The sequence below is a fragment of the Echinicola marina genome (genome assembly GCF_020463795.1).
Classification (GTDB): domain Bacteria; phylum Bacteroidota; class Bacteroidia; order Cytophagales; family Cyclobacteriaceae; genus Echinicola; species Echinicola marina.
On sequence record NZ_CP080025.1, the window covers coordinates 728435 to 744704 of the forward strand.

Annotated in this window: 7 protein-coding genes; all 7 read right to left on the reverse strand. The window is 42.0% G+C overall.

Annotated elements, in window-relative coordinates; genetic code table 11:
* Positions 1–14: 14 nt before the first annotated feature.
* The 7 genes from KZP23_RS03080 to KZP23_RS03110 all read right to left on the reverse strand — a co-directional run bounded on the left by KZP23_RS03080 (position 15) and on the right by KZP23_RS03110 (position 15934).
* Positions 15–2072, reverse strand: a complete 2058-nt coding sequence (locus KZP23_RS03080; RefSeq protein WP_226334667.1) for an arylsulfatase — start codon at positions 2070–2072, stop codon at positions 15–17.
* A gap of 278 nt (positions 2073–2350) precedes the next feature.
* Positions 2351–4687 (reverse strand): glycoside hydrolase family 2 protein, encoded by a 2337-nt coding sequence (locus KZP23_RS03085; protein ID WP_226334668.1) that lies wholly within the window; start codon positions 4685–4687, stop codon positions 2351–2353.
* 445 nt (positions 4688–5132) lie between these two features.
* Complete coding sequence (locus KZP23_RS03090) at positions 5133–6047, reverse strand: BT_3987 domain-containing protein (protein ID WP_226334669.1); 915 nt, start codon at positions 6045–6047, stop codon at positions 5133–5135.
* An 18-nt stretch (positions 6048–6065) separates the two neighbouring features.
* The gene (locus KZP23_RS03095; RefSeq protein WP_226334670.1) at positions 6066–7829 is read right to left on the reverse strand and encodes a RagB/SusD family nutrient uptake outer membrane protein; all 1764 of its coding nucleotides are present in this window, start codon (positions 7827–7829) and stop codon (positions 6066–6068) included.
* Between the two features lie 28 nt (positions 7830–7857).
* The gene (locus KZP23_RS03100; RefSeq protein ID WP_226334671.1) at positions 7858–10890 is read right to left on the reverse strand and encodes a SusC/RagA family TonB-linked outer membrane protein; all 3033 of its coding nucleotides are present in this window, start codon (positions 10888–10890) and stop codon (positions 7858–7860) included.
* Between the two features lie 32 nt (positions 10891–10922).
* A complete protein-coding gene (locus KZP23_RS03105; protein ID WP_226334672.1) occupies positions 10923–12662 on the reverse strand; it encodes a RagB/SusD family nutrient uptake outer membrane protein in 1740 nt (579 codons plus the stop codon).
* 11 nt (positions 12663–12673) lie between these two features.
* Positions 12674–15934, reverse strand: coding sequence for a SusC/RagA family TonB-linked outer membrane protein (locus KZP23_RS03110; RefSeq protein WP_226334673.1), 3261 nt, complete (start codon positions 15932–15934; stop codon positions 12674–12676).
* Between the last annotated feature and the right edge of the window lie 336 nt (positions 15935–16270).

The window sequence follows — 16270 nt, forward strand, 5'->3', positions numbered from 1 at the left end:
GGTTTGTTTTCTATTTAATCCTTTGACTGAAGGCTTGCCTGGTGTACAATAATATGATCTCCTTGATCAGCACTGACACTATAAAGAGACAATTGATACCTGTCATTTTTTGGGATAATCACCTCATTGACTTGATATTTCAATTGGCTATCAGTCAATTTCACCTTACTTTGGGCAACTACCACTGGTTTTTTGCCCACTGTCTCCACCATAAGGTTAAACTCTTTTCCTTTTTCTCCTTCCAAAACCATTGCTACGTTGAATACTTCACCCTTATCTGCCCAAAACGGCCAAGCCAATATTTCTGTAGCCTCTTTGACTTCTTTTGAAAATGTGATAGAAGCTTTATTGTTGCTCTCTTCTTTAATCAGTTCATAGCGGATACCTTTATTATTTGAGCGCTGCCAGCCGCCAAATCCTGATTGGAATTGTCCGTTAATTTGCTTTTGATAATCTCTGGATCGTTTACCATAATCACGGGTATCCAGGGGATAAACCTGTACTTCTGCAGCCCAATCTTTCCATTTTTCGTAAAGGGCCATTTTCTTTTCAGCATAATCCTTAGAGAGATCATTTAACTCAGCAGGATCTTCTTCCATATTATAAAGTTCTAGGGTACTGGGATCAAAATCAGCATTTTCTGCTGTCTTGGCTACCAGTTTCCACTTGCCTTCCCGAACCCCTATATTCGCTTCATGCTCCCAAAAAATGGCTTTTCGCTGTATGGGATTTCCTTCAAACTGATCCGCAATACTCTGCCCCTGCATAGGAATGATTTTATTGCCTTTGAATGCTTCGGGATATTGGGCTCCCGTAATATCCACGATGGTAGCCATGAGATCCGTCAAATGTCCTGGTTCTCTTACAAAAGAATCCTCCAAGTCTTTATCGATGCCATTGGGCCAATGAACAATCATAGGCGTCGCTATTCCCCCCTCATGGATCCAATGTTTAAACTCCTTATAGGGTGTACTGCTCATATTGGCCCAGTTAATTCTATAACTTTCCCAAGTATCTGCTTGACCATTTAATTCCTTGCTTTTGCCATTACTGATAAATTCAGCACAGGCCCCATTATCTGATAAGAAAAATATTATTGTATTGTCAAGCTGGCCCTCATCTTCCAATTTTTTGATAACCCTGCCTATCCCCTGATCCATGGCATCAATCTGGGCAGCATATATAGCCATTCTCATGGCAAAGGCTTCTTTTTCTTCTTGGGACAAACTGTTCCAAGCAGGCACCTTTTCATTTCTACTGCTCAATTCCACCTCCCCATCAAAAATGCCAAGTGTCTTTTGTCTCACCAATCGTTCTGCCCGCAAGCTATCCCAACCGGCCATATAAATGGTCTTATATTTTTCTATATCCTTCTCGAGGGCATGTAATGGCCAATGCGGTGCAGTGTAGGCCAGGTACATAAAAAATGGATCCTCCTTGTTTTCTTTAAAATGCTGGTCTATGAAATTAACAGTAGAATCACTTACGGCATGGGTAAAATAAAAACCTTCCTCCTTGATCGGATATTTTTCATTATCACTATATACATTCGGGATAAAATAATTGGATGCCCCATCCACAATACCAAAAAACTCATCAAATCCACGCTGAATGGGCCAATTATCCTTGACCTCTCCTTGAATATTTCTTACCCTACTCAAATGCCACTTTCCTGACATATAAGTCTTATAACCGGTTTGATGAAGCACTTCGGCTATGGTCACACACTGCTGGTTCAGCTCTCCTTGATATTGCGGGGTGCCAAGATCTGCAGCGGTCATCCATCCCATTCCTGCTTGGTGAGGATAAAGCCCTGTCATCAGCGATGCCCTCGTAGGACAACATCGGGCATTGTTATAAAACTGTGTGTACCTGATGCCACCTTTGGCCAATTTATCCAAGTTGGGCGTCTTTACTTCCCCTCCATAACTGCCAATATCCGAGAATCCCATATCATCTGCTAAAATGATCATGACATTGGGTTGCTTGACTGTTTCCTTGGGATTGCAGGAAGAAAGAATGCTCATGCCAACAAACAATTTGGCAATAAGGGTCTTATTGATATTTTTCATTACAAAAATGGTTATTTAGGCTTGGCTATTGTTAAACTCGAATTCCAAATCTTGGAATTCGAGTTTAACATAAATTTACATCATCTAATATCTATGTCTTAAAAAAGAGGCTATCTCAAAGGTCCACCTGGATAGGTAAAGTTTTAAACTTGTACCCGTTCCTACCCAGAAAGATCGCTATTTACTGCTTGTCAAATAACATCACCAAGCAAGAATTTCTCCCTACAGTGGAAACAATAAATTTTAAGACAGTCTCCTCTACTTACTGATCAATCGGATCAGTCTATGGTCTTTGCTCCATTTAAGGTTTCAGAAGCATACAATCCCATATCAAAGGCACCTTCATTGTTTTTGGTTTTCACCTCAACTGACACCATATTCTCCCCTTCTTGCAAATACTCCTCTGCTCCTTCCAAAAGGATATGCGTATAATGCCTTTTTCTTCCTCCACCATCATTTAAGGTTTTCACCAAATGACCATTGATAAATACCTTCGCTTCGGAACGAGGTGCATAATATTTGATATAAATATTATCAGGAACAGCCTGTAATGTAAATGTTTTTCTCAAATGCAGTTCTTCTCCTTCCCAAGGACTCGAAGGGGGTAAAAACGGATTAACACCACCGCTAAATGGCGCGGCCTGCTCCTCCCATCCCGCATCATCATAGTCCTGAGCAGCCCAATCCTTGTCCACCGTACCAAAATTGACTTTCCATATTTCTGGAGAATGCTCCGAATCGGTCACTAAATCATGCTTTTTCCATCTTGGCTCATAAAGGGGCATGATCCACTTTTTCACTTTCCCAGGATAAATTTTCACTACCTCACGATCATAGGTAATCATTCCATTCACCTCTCCTTCCACATCCGTAGTCTGGGTATAGATGGCCGCTGAAAGCCCCCAGCTGATCAATCCCTCCAGATTTTTAATAATGGACTGGAACTCATTTTCGTAAACGGCCTGATCCTGATAGGTCAAATAGCCCCAGTTTCTTTTGTCCCACCATAAATGATCTTTTACAGGGAGTCCCAATCCACCAAATTCCCCCAGAACAGACGCCCTGTTCGCTTCTGAAAGCTCCATACCTGGGCCAGGATACAGGTGAACATCAATCATATCACCGACTTTTCTGTCCGCCCAACCGCTTGGAGCATCTACCAATCTGCTTGGATCATATTGTTTGGTCCATGTAGCCAACTTCTCTGTTTCATATTGTCCCCAGCCTTCGTTCAAAGGCACCCAGACCACAATGGATGGGAAATTGTACAAATTATCAATCATGGCCTTGAGCTCACCCACAAATTGCTGGGCAGAAGCCAATGGTCTTTCCCAGTCCAAAAGCGCATCATGCTTTACATGCTGAACAGATTTTTCAGCAGTAATGAAACCTGATGGCATATCCTGCCAAACCAACATCCCCATCTTGTCACAATGGTAGTAAAACCTGGCCGGTTCTACCTTCACATGCTTTCTCAGCATATTAAAGCCCATTTCCTGTGTTTTCTTGATATCATATACCATCGCTTCCTCGGTAGGAGCGGTGTACAGCCCATCAGGCCACCATCCTTGGTCCAAAAGTCCAAATTGAAACAATGGCTCATTATTTAACATGATCCTTGTATAGCCATTGCCGTCTTTTCCCAAAGAGATCTTCCTCATTCCAAAATAACTATCCACCTTATCTACCAATTCTCCCTTCTCATTATAAAGTTTTACTTCCAGGTCATAAAGGTGGGGATTATCAGGTGACCAAAGGACCATATCCTTTATCGTCAATCTTGCAGTGGAATGATTGGACTTTTCGCTTACCGAAATTTTAGTCCCTGCTATATTTTCACCATTGGAAATAGCATTGATTTCAAGCATATAATCCCCTGATAATTCAGGATATTCCACTGACACATTTAGGGCTCTTTCATCAATATCAGGACTAAGACGAAGATTCTCAATATAATCAACAGGTACTGATTCCAGCCAAACGGTTTGCCAAATACCGGTTACCGGCGTATACCAAATTCCTTTGGGATCGGATACTTGTTTGCCCCTGGCTTGCATGCCCTCATCTGTAGGATCCCATACCCGTAGCACCAATTCATTATTCCCTTTTTTTACATATTGGGAAATATCAAAGGTAAAAGCATCATAACCGCCTTTATGCGTTCCCACCTGCTTGCCATTGATAAAGAGCACCGTCTCCCAATCCACCGCACCAAAATGCAAAAGTGTCCGCTCTTCTGTTTTAGATGCATCAATCTGAAAATTTCTTCGGTACCATAGGTAATTTTCACTGCCCACAACTTTCTTTACCCCACTTAGGGCTGATTCTACTGGAAAAGGCACCAATATCTCTCCCTGATATTTGCTCGGCAGAGTGGATTTGTTTGCACTTATGGCATACTCCCAAGTGCCGTTCAGGTTGGTCCACTCCTCTCGTTGAAGCTGTGGTCTGGGATAGCCTGACCATACATTTTTGGCATCGACTTGGTCCGTCCATGGTGTTTTCATTTCATAGGACAGGAGCCCACCATCCTTTTCCTGACTATAAGCAGGAACCAAAGCAAAAAAGGTTATACAGGCGATTATAAATCCTGTAGTACAATACGCAGTTTTCATTAATTGTTGATTTTCTTAATTGTTTATATATTTTACGGCCATAAATTATCCTCTACCAAAATGGTAAAAGATCAGCCGATGCTTCCTCCCCTGTGGGGACAAAACATCAACTGACTGACCTTAACCCTCAATATCCATCGTTCTGAACGAGATGTTCATAGGCTGTTGTATAATCCTACTTCCCACAGAACGTTTGATTTATTATGGATTTTATGAAAATAAAGCTACTGCTTCTTTACTTTAATTATTAGCACTGATGTCCAAAAGCCCTGTGATTATGTAAAAGCTATCTCCATTTGGCTTAGAGCCATATATTTCTTAAAACATCATCGTGATAGCTGGAACTGTACCATGCTTGAGCATAGTCTAATCATAAAAAAATGGAATGAAAAGTTAAGTACGCTATCATTCCATTTTTTACTATATTTTAACTCAATTTATAATTTCAAAACCCTCTCCATTCGTTTACACCCTGGCCGTCGGCCTGCACATCTCGGACCCTATTTCTAAACACCAATGTGTCGGTCGAATAGCAATCATAGGTTCCATCATTCCACTTATAATTGAGGTAAAATGTCTTTGAATCCTCGATGTAAGAAGACTCTCCATCTGCTTCCACCGTAATAGCTGAATTTGGGGAAGGGCTAATTTCCGCTTTACCTCCTCCATATGTAGGAACGGTTATATTAAGGCTAAAAGCGCCCTTTCCAGGATCATTGCTCACCCCTGTTTCATCTGCACGCAGTTCCAATGTGTTTGCGTTTACTGTAATGAGCTGCCTGATACTTTCTGCATTGGTGGTGTTATTCTTATAGGTCAAGGTGTCCACAGTACTGCCCGCTTCTTTCCTGATGGTCCTACCTGAATAGTAATAGTTCCCATGTTGCTTTGCCCAATAGCTGACCGACACTAGAATGGTATTCTTTACGGCATTGACCGAATCCACCTCATTACAATTGGTGATTTGGACAGGTAAAACATATTCACCTGTTACCGCTTTGGGGTCATTGACAAATTCTGCCGAATCCAACTTCACCCCTAAAAAGCCAATAAATTCCCCTTTTGGAATAGTAAAGGAACTTGCATTGTCCAATGTATATAAACTCCCCGGCAATAATGTTTTATTGGAACCGGTCACCAGTTCCCCGTTAATGACAAATTCCACCAATCGGTCGGTATCATTTTCCAACACACCTGTAAGCATGGAGCCAACCTTCAGGTTTAACCCTTCACCCACAACAATGTTTCTGTTATATTCCTGATTATAAAAATATACAGAAGTTACGCCATATTGTATATCATAATCCTCAAAGCCACAGCTGCTCAGCAGGGCCAACATTATTATTAGTATCTTTTTCATTGGTTTCATGGTTAATTATTAATTCCATCCTTTGTTTTGCACAAGCCTTGAAGAGCTATACAGCAAATTATAAGGGATTGGTGTAAAGGGTGAAGCAAACGTCTTCTTCTCAAGCAAAAACTTATCATAGGTCAATGCACCATCATTCTCCTGAGTGATTTTGACTCCATACACGTCCTTATTTATAGAGGATAAATCTTCTCCGTTCTGGAGCCAGCGACGCAAATCCCAGTAATAGTGTCCTTCAAAACTTAGTTCTAGCCTTCTTTCATTCCTCACCAGTTCCCTAAATTTCATAGGGTCCATTATGGCCTCCTTATTCATATAAATATCACTTGCACCATAACGTTGGTGGATTTTGGAGATGGTCTGGGCAGCGGTGAAGCCATAGCCTTCGGGATCCATTGTCGCCCCCCAAGCCTCTGAGGCTGCTTCTGCATAATTCAAATAAAGCTCAGGAAGTCCAAGAAGCACCGTAGCCCTAGAGGTGGAACTTTGGTTACCCGGAATGAGCCTCACATTACCTGACCTTAATAATTTTTTCAGGTAATATCCGGATCTAGTGGTATTCCTGGATGGATTAAAAGCATCAGCCCCTCCCACAAAAGTTTCCACCGTATGGTAATTATTTGGTCCCAGAGAAGATCCATTAACTGCCACAAACTGCTTTAAACGTGGATCTCTTTTTAAGTATGGATCAGCAGGATCGTAAGATGCACTTGCGCTGATGGGATAACCTTCATGATCAGGAAAAGCATCCACATAGTTTTGAGAAGGATTTACCCGGCCATTACCATACATAGATGGTGGATAATGGTCATTTTCATAGGCGTTGTTATTATTCAAAACAGCCCCTCTCAGGAACTGATCCTTAATATCAAAACGCTTATCATTCAATCGGGTAAAATAAAACTCATTGACACCCGCCAGATTGGTCAGTCCTCCTAGTTCTACTATGGCTTTACCAGCTGCCCTTGCTGCTTCTTCCCATTTTGAACGGTCATTACCGCTGTTAAAAGCCGGACTGGCCGCATACAATAAAGTCCTTGCCTTTAAGGCCATGGCTGAAATTCCACTGGCCCTACCATTCATGGACTCACCCAGCACCGCATTATTGCCTTTGTATTGGATGGGTAAATGTTTAATCGCCATGTCGCAATCAGCAATAATTTGCTTTACGCAATCGTCATAGCTATCACGTGGAAGATCCAGGTCTTCATCCACCTCCAAGACTTCGGTTACAATAGGAAATCCCAGCAACTCACCATTCGCTCCCTCTCCTCCATAGGCTTGAAGTAATTGAAACTCATTATACGCTCTCAGGAAGTAGGCCTCCCCCAACAGCCTATAGAATGTGTTGATATTGTCCAAGCTATCAGCAGGAGTTCCCAGCTTGGTAAATCGTACAGGTGTAAGATAAGGTTTGGATGGATCAAGCACCATTTTATCCAAAAACTGATTTAACCGCCGAATATTTCTGTAACTCCCTACCCAGTTATCAAAAGGATTAAACATCGGGGAAAGCATGCCTGTACTGGCCTTCAGGTAATTCGCACTATAATCGTTGAAAACCGCATTATCAGTAGCGCAGTCCATTCCAATATCATACAGGTTGGGAAGATTAAAATATACCTCGTTAAGCAAGCCACTGAAGTAGGCATGGTTGGCAAAAGCCTCTTCCTCGGTGATGGTACCATCGATCATTGGGTCCAGGAATTCAGTACACCCTGTCATCCCACTCCATGCCAACAGTACTACTATAAAATGCTTTATCTTTCTCATTTTTTTCTTTTTTGAATTCAAAACAGATTTAGAAGGATATAGAGGCTCCTCCGGTTATAGTCGTGGCCAAAGGAAAATTAAAGATTCCCGCTCCGATATTTTCAGGGTCCATATCCTTGACCTTGGAAAGCGTGAGCAGGTTAAATCCCCTGGCAAAAACTTTCAAACCTCCCAGTCCCAAAAAGCTAATCCTATCAGGAGAAAAGGTGTACCCCAACTCCACATTTCTCAATTTGAAATAACTACCGTCCCCTATCCAATAGGATGAATTCACAAAATTATTATCTGCCAAAATCGTAGACAGTTGAGGATGGGGATTCCCATTGGGCAAGCCAGTCAACACTGCAGCAGAATACTTTCTATTGCCATAAATCTGGTAATAAGAATTATCAAAAAGCCGTTTGTACATACCATTTCCCATACCGTAAGCATCTAGGTTAAAACCTTTGTAGCTTAATTTCAAAAACACTCCATAGAATAATTTTGGAGTGGAGTTTCCAATGACCACCTGGTCACGCTGATCTACCACTCCGTCCCCATTGGTATCCTCGTACTTAAGGTCTCCAGGGCGCACATTTCCGGTGAGTTGCAAAGGAGAATTGTCTATATCCTCCTGATCTGTAAAGGTTCCCACCGACTGATAACCGAATATGCTACCAATCTCGGTGCCTTTTCTGATCAATCCAGCATGGGTTTCTGCGGGGAAATTAGCCTCGTTTGGTTTTACATTTCTTGCCACCGAATAAGTCACATTACCACCTACACTCACTTTCAGCTTACCGATCCTTCTGGAATGTTCAATTTGACCTTCCAGACCAAATACCTTTACCTCATTGTGGTTGACATAAGGCAGGGCTTCATTTCGCCCGATCACACCTGGAATCATATTGTCCAATGTTGAAAACAAGCCTGTATGCTTATGGTTAAAATAACCAAACGACAGCAAGGTAGACTCTTTGAAGAGCAATGCATCAAACCCTGCATTCAACTCATAGGATTTTTGGAAGCTAAGGTCTGGATTTCCTGTATGGTCCAAGGTAAGCCGATAATTATCGCCACCAATACCATTATAAGTCCCATTAGAAACCCATCTATCTTGGTAAAGATCTGCAAAGAAGCCGCCATTGGCATATTGCCCCGTTGAACCTAAAATGCCATATGATCCCCTGAGCTTGAGGTAATCAAGAAAGGATACCTCCTTCATAAAACTTTCTTCCGAAAGAATCCAGCCCAAGCCAAAAGCGGGGAAGGTACCATAACGGTTTTCGGGAGAAAAGGTATTGACCCCTACGGTATTCACATCTATTTCAGCGATATACCTGTTTTTGTACATATAATTCAAGTGGGTACCAAAGTTCTGCCTACGTGGATTTTGGTGAACATTCCGCACTTCAAGTTGTGACTGGAATACATTCAAATAGGCCTTAATGGAATGTTCGCCAAATGTTCTCAGGTAACTGGACTTAAAGTTCACCGCAAACCTTCTGGTCACTTCGGCCAGACTTCTGCTCTGACCAGTTTGTCTACTATATTCTCCCCACTGTTGGAAATTGATGGTATCATCTTCTCCCATATAAGGCTCATATACCGCAAAGGTCTGGGCTTTGGTGGCGGTTTCTACATTATAGATGTCAAAAGTTACAAAAGGTCGAATGCTTAGGCCTTTTACCCATTGGCCAAGGTCTACATTCAGTCCCAAATCTGATTGGATATAACTGGCTTTCCGCTCACTATAACCACGGCCAGTCAACAGTCCATAGGGATTATTCTGCTTTTCTGCGGTACCGCCCAATACAAATTCGCGATTGACCACTCCTGCCAGCTCGGCCGGAATGCGTATAGGAAACTCATTTGGCCTAAGCGTTGACAAAGATTGAATAATATCAGCAGCACTGACATTCGGTGTTTTTCTCATTTGCAGGGCGCCATTGAAGCCTGCATTCAGGGTAATAAAATCCTTAAGATTAAGATCGACATTGGTCCGTAAAGTAACGATATCTTCGCTATGTGGATACTCGGTATATTTTTCCAAACCTCCATTAGATTGATAACCCAAATGGGCAAAATACCTGGCGTCCTTATTACCTCCCGTCATCTGAGTGCTCATCCTGGTGATGTCCATGGATTTATTCAGAAACTCATCGTAATAGTCTACATCAGGATAGAGATAGGGACTATTTCCAGTCCTATAAGCCGATAAATCTGCTTCTGTATACAATGGAGCAAAACCGTCATTGGCCAGGGCCTGATTATAATACCTTGCATAGTCATAAGAATTTAGGTATTTCGGCAACCTTGTCGGAATATGTACGCCCCGTTGAAAATTGAGCCTAATTCCGTTTCTATTTACCTTTCCACGCTTGGTCTTTACCAACAAAATGCCATTAGCCTGCGTACCTCCGTACATGGACTTGAAAGTGGCGTCTTTTAACAATTGTACACTTTCTATGATCTCAGGTTCTAGAAAATCCAAAGGTCTTTCCACCCCATCTACGATCACTACATAACCACCCCATGCGGGAGAAACAGCTGACAAATTCTGACTGGTCCATCCAGGAACCATATTACCTTGCCACTGCCATAATCCAGTCAAACGACCCCCCAAAGCATTTTCCAAACTTAAAGTAGGATTACTTTCCAGCTCTTCTCCTTTTACAACCGAATAAGACCCCACACTTCTCCTCTCCGATGTACTATCAAAGGGGGTATAAAGAATATGGTTTTCACCCGAAAATGCGGGTGCCTTGGTCAAGACAATTTTACCGGAAATTACTTCATCATTGGATATCTCTAAGGTTTTGGCATGATATCCCTCTGATCTTATCACCAAAATATCGCCTTCTGGCACTTTAAAAGTAAAATGTCCCTCTGCATTGGTACCAACTACTCTCCTTTTCTCAGAAGAATATACCTGTGCACTCAGTGCCTCTCCTTCACTATCAACAACCTGAGCGGCTACTGTACGAATTGTTTTTTTTCCATTTCCTTTTTGTGCTTCCACTGTCAAACAGGGAATGATAAGGAATGCGAAAAAAATATATATGATTTTTTTTAGTTTCATCTTTATTACCATTTGAATAATAAAATTCTTTCCTACCAGCCTGGATTTTGATTAAAGTTGGCCCCGATATTCGCATCGTCCAGTTTAATAACAAACAGGTAGTGTTTTTCTTCGAACACCCTGGTCTTGAGCAGTTCCTTGGTATATTTAAAACCAGTGGGATATTCCTCTGATGTAGGAACCTTGGAAATAAACATTCTCCAGATATCCCTGTATTCAGGAAGGTGGGCAATCTTCCAGCGACGGATATCAAACAATCGATGGTCCTCAAAACACAGCTCAATCCTTCTTTCATTTCTGGTCCTTTCCCTAAATCCTGCTTTGTCCAAAAACTTGGAATTAATATTGGGCATCTTTGCACGGTTACGAACCAAATTGAGTGCTTCCTCGGCAGAATACAGGCACCTACCATCTTTTATGGCAGGTGAGCTCCAGGCTTCATTTGCAGCCTCTGCAAAATTGAGGTACAATTCTGACATTCTCAGGTCAGGCCATACCATATCCAGATGTGACCCAAATGTCTTCCCCATCCATTTATTATTGTAATAGCCCGTTTGGGTATATCCCATTATCACATCTCCTCCCTGGTATTTTAGGCTAGGTGAGCCATAGGTTGAAGGGCTTTGGGTATTATCCACGTTCCAGATCTGCATGTTCCTGTTCATAATCCTTTGGCCATTATGAATGATGGATTCCTCAAATCTTGGATCACGGCCAATGTAGGGATCTTGTGGATTATAGCCGGATTCTGGATCATCGATAGGTAAGCCTGTAGCCTGCATTTCAAAGCAGTCCACTAATAATTGATTGGGTTGGGTGCCATAGTTACCACTGAGTTGTCCAGGTGGTCTATAGCGGTTTCTATAGGAATTCGATCCCCAATTATGTCGGTAACGCCGTCCATATATGACTTCCTTCATATAGACACTCTCGATCTGCTCCTTGAACAAGTAATAATAATCTTCCATCTCGACCAGCCCATAGCCTGCCTCTTCAGAAGCTCTTATGGCTGCGTCTGCTGCTAATGCCGCTTCTTCCCAAAGATCTTCTGCCCCCTCATCCTGCATGGCAAATTCGCTGGCAGCATATAATAATGCCCTTGCTTTCATACCCATAGCAGCAACTTTCGTAGGAAATCCCCATTCGCTGTCTGGGAATTTGACAGGCAAATACATGGAAGCAGAGTCAAAGTCCATTGCTGCCCTTTTCATGGTCTCCTGATAGCCCAGACGTGGAAGGTCCATATCATCATCCGCATTTAAGGGCTGATAAAGATAAGGCATCCCACCCCATCGACGAATCAACTCAAAATAGCTCTCCGCTCTGTAGAAATAACAGATACCTATAAGCCTATTTTTAGTCTGTTCACTTCCGGGATAATAGTCTATATTGGACAGACCTACATTGGCCTTCCTGATCTTGCTCCATAAATTTTCAAAAGTTCCATTTTTGGCTTGGGTAGCTTCTCCGTTTGTGCGCAGGGCATAAAAGTCTCCCACAGCTGCTTGTACCGAAGGTACGCCTGTAAATGTGGCCCCGGAGATGGAATTGTCAGATATATCATCAAAATCTCCCTGTGGGCTATTATTGGCAGTATGCCTTTTTAGGGCTGGCCTTGCCACGAGGTCTTCTACAAAACTCCTGTAATTGACAGAATCCCCAAAAACACTTTCAAATGTATAACCATCTGACTCGGGTTGTTTGTCCAAGAAATCACTTTCACAGGATATCAGGGACAAAATCAAAATGCCGAATATTAATATATTTTTCATTATTTCTCCTTTTAAAATGACAGCTCCAAGCCTAAAGTGAATCTTCTGATGATCGGGTAGTAGCCAAAGGTGATGGCTCCGTTCCCTCCATCGGCCCCTTCCGGATCGCCCATGGGCAAATCTGGAGACCAGGAAAGCAGGTTGGTTCCCCTAAGAAAAAAGCGGAGATTGTCGATCTTTAATGGCTTAAGCAGCCTTTCTGGTAAAACATAGCCGATTTGTGCCGATTTTAAACGCAAGTAAGAGGCGTCCCTTACACTGGTAGTGGTATTATCTCCATCTTTTATATTATTATGGGTCCTATTGGCATCCATATGCAAGGCAGGATATCTTGCATCCGTGTTATCTGGCGTCCAATAATCAAACTGGTAGTCAAAAATCTGGTTGCCCAAACGATGCAAAGGCCACAAATAAGCATCTACAAAGTTTCTGGACATCTGTGTGGCTCCTTGGAAGTTAAAGTCCAGATCAAAGCCCTTATAGCTCAATCCTCCTCCAAAATTAAACGTATTCAAAGGGTAATTGCCCGGAAAAGCCATAGGCACCATGTCCATCTGGTCAATATTTCCATCACCATTGAAATCAACATACATCACATCACCAAGTCCAAAAATCCCATTTCCATATCTTGGTGCCGCCATTCGGTCATCTACGTCCTGAATATAACCTACTGAAGTATAACCAAACCGTTCATCTATGCGCTTACCGGCCATTTTCTGATATTCAGGTTTTAACAAGGGCTCATCACGCTCCACAATTCTGTTATCTGTACGACTGTATGCGGCCTTGATCCAATACCAAAGTTTATTATTGATATGGTTGGTATAATTAAGCTCAAATTCATAACCTCGTGTTTCAGTGGCGCCAAGGTTCTGTTGCTTGGCATCCACACCAAACCAAGAAGGCAAGGACAACCTATTCAAAAGAATCTGATCCCTTTTCTCTTGATAAAAGTCCATGCTAAAACTTAACATGCTGTTTTCGAGAAAGCCAAATTCAAATCCCAGATCCTGCTTGATGGCCCTTTCCCATGTAGCATTGATATTGGCCACCTGTCCTTCCAAGATCGGGGTGATATTATAGCCTGAATTAGATTTTGTGCCTGGTAAATAATTTTCTGGATTGGTGCCCCCATTGACATAAGTGGAAGTGTACAGCCACCTTTGCCCACCGGCACCATCATATCCCACCTCGCCATAAGAATACCTGGCTTTTGCCTTGGTCAAAAATGGAAATAATGATTTCACAAAGTCTTCATTGTGCAGGTTCCAGCCCACAGCATAGGAAGGGAAAAATCCATAGCGGTGCTTGGGAGCAAACTGTTCGGATCCATTCAATCCCATATTTACTTCCACCAAGTATTTTTTATGATAGTTATAGGTCACCCTTCCCACAATTCCTTCTTCATAATGTGGGAAATCAACATCATTTTGCCAAGTCCTTCTATTTCCCAAAAACAATGCAGTTACATCATGTCTGTTGAATTTTCTGGCATAGTTTATAGACGCCTCATAATAGGTGCTCCTAAAAGGCCCTCTATTGATAAATTCATCGCCAGGAGAAATTGGCAGTTTGGGACCGTGGTTATCTTGGTTATCCCTTCCCTTATACCTTTCCCAGGTACCATCCGGAAGCAGCTTATAGGCCACCTCATCCACATTATAGTTTTTCTGGTATCCTTCCACATGGTTATAGGCTAACCTGCCTTGTACCGCCAGACCTTCAGTAATAAAATCAAGCTTTTGGCGCAATTTCAAAGTGGTATTGAGCTCGGTTGTCTTCACCTGCCTAAAACCACTATTATTCAATGCATTGTATGGGTTATTGGCATTCATGATTCCAGTGGTAGAGTACCTTAAGCCGGTTTCATCAGGAAAAACATGATCCGGATATTGATCGAGTACTGAGGCTGGATAAAATGGAGGGATTTCCATTGGTCCCAGCATAAAAATTGGCCGGTTTATCCTAATTCCTGCTGTTTCATTTGGTGAGTTTTTGACCCCTACATATCCTCCGGCATCCAACGACAACTTGGTGGAAGAGGTAATATCAATATCAATATTCGTCCTGTAATTATACCTGTTGTATTTGAATTCAGGATCATATAATGGATTCTCTATGGTCTTATAAATATCTCCATCATACAGATAACTCAGGGAGGTGAATATTTTTGCAAATTTAGTTCCTCCCGAAAAATTCAAATTGTGCTTTTGGGCATAACCATAATCCCTGATCGTTATTTCCTCCCAATCCGTATTGGGATAAATATAGGGCATATCCTGAACTCGGTAATGCTCCAAAATTGACTCTGGAATAAGGGAATTCCAACTGCCATCATTTTTATAGGCTTCATTCATGACCAAAGCAGTCTCATAGCTCCCCGCCATATTTCTCCTAAGCAAGGGGTCTTTTAAACTTAGCTCTGAGGAATAGTTGAGTTTAATGGCTCCTTCCCTGCCTCGTTTGGTGGTGATCAAAATTACACCGTTTGCTCCCTTCACACCAAATACGGCCGTAGCGGATGCATCTTTCAGAATAGAAATAGTTTCAACCTCATTGGGATCTATATCATTATAATTCCTCTCTACACCATCCACCAGCACAAGGGGGCTATTATCAACCCACGAAGACTTACCTCTAATCAGTAACCGGGCAGCATCTGCTCCGGGTTCTCCGGAAGTTTGTACAGTAAAAACGCCAGGAGCCCTACCCGTAAGGGCATTGGACAGGGAGACCGCACCATTTTTCTGCAGATCCTCACCCGTAACCTGTGAAATAGATGCCAATGAACTTTCCTTTTCCTGTACCCCATAGCCGACCACGACTACTTCATCGAGATTTTCCATACTCGAAGCCATTTCCACGTCTATTTGAGATTTGCCGCTAACCGCCATCTCTATGGGTAAATATCCCAATGACCGGAACACAAGTACGGGATTTTCTTGACCTTCCGGAATGGTTAAACTATAGTTCCCATCCAAATCGGTGATGGTGCCTACAGAAGTCCCTTTCAACATAATCGCAACTCCAGGCAATGGCTCTCCCGTTTCTTTTTCAAGGACTCTTCCTTTGATCGTCTGCTCCATGGCACTTTTCAGATCACTCATTTTGGGATAATCACCTGGGACAGCTAAATGATTGCTTCCAAAAAAATTGCTGGCCCCAATTGCCCTGTAGGCTATGGGAGGCCCTAAAAAGAACAATAAGAACAGAAGCAAAAACAACTTTTTAACAGTAAAAAAAATTACTGATTCTGGTAATGTTTTTTTCATTTTAAATAGGTTTAGATTGGGTTAATTTTAATTGGAATGATATGGATTAGCATACCTTCCTTACATTTTACGAGCTGGATAAACCCGATAAAACAGAATCGATCGGTGTTTTTCTAAGTCATTGCAGTAGCTTATTAAAGGTTATAGATTTATCAACTTTAGGCTTAAAACTTTCTTAAACAATGAATCCAAAAGTGTCTAAATGGTTTTAGCCAGTGATAAATCTACTTTTTGAAGAATGAAGGATGTAGCACTTATGTACAAAAAATGTGGAACGATGTTTAAAACCAATTTAAACCCATGCACAATACAACAATAAACAATTGAAAAACAAAC

Bases quoted from the DNA above. Each gene is read 5' to 3' on its own strand.
- KZP23_RS03080 (WP_226334667.1), bottom strand. From the start codon at position 2,072: ATGAAAAATATCAATAAGACCCTTATTGCCAAATTGTTTGTTGGCATG.
- KZP23_RS03100 (WP_226334671.1), bottom strand. From the start codon at position 10,890: ATGAAACTAAAAAAAATCATATATATTTTTTTCGCATTCCTTATCATT.
- KZP23_RS03085 (WP_226334668.1), bottom strand. From the start codon at position 4,687: ATGAAAACTGCGTATTGTACTACAGGATTTATAATCGCCTGTATAACC.
- KZP23_RS03090 (WP_226334669.1), bottom strand. From the start codon at position 6,047: ATGAAAAAGATACTAATAATAATGTTGGCCCTGCTGAGCAGCTGTGGC.
- KZP23_RS03095 (WP_226334670.1), bottom strand. From the start codon at position 7,829: ATGAGAAAGATAAAGCATTTTATAGTAGTACTGTTGGCATGGAGTGGG.
- KZP23_RS03110 (WP_226334673.1), bottom strand. From the start codon at position 15,934: ATGAAAAAAACATTACCAGAATCAGTAATTTTTTTTACTGTTAAAAAG.
- KZP23_RS03105 (WP_226334672.1), bottom strand. From the start codon at position 12,662: ATGAAAAATATATTAATATTCGGCATTTTGATTTTGTCCCTGATATCC.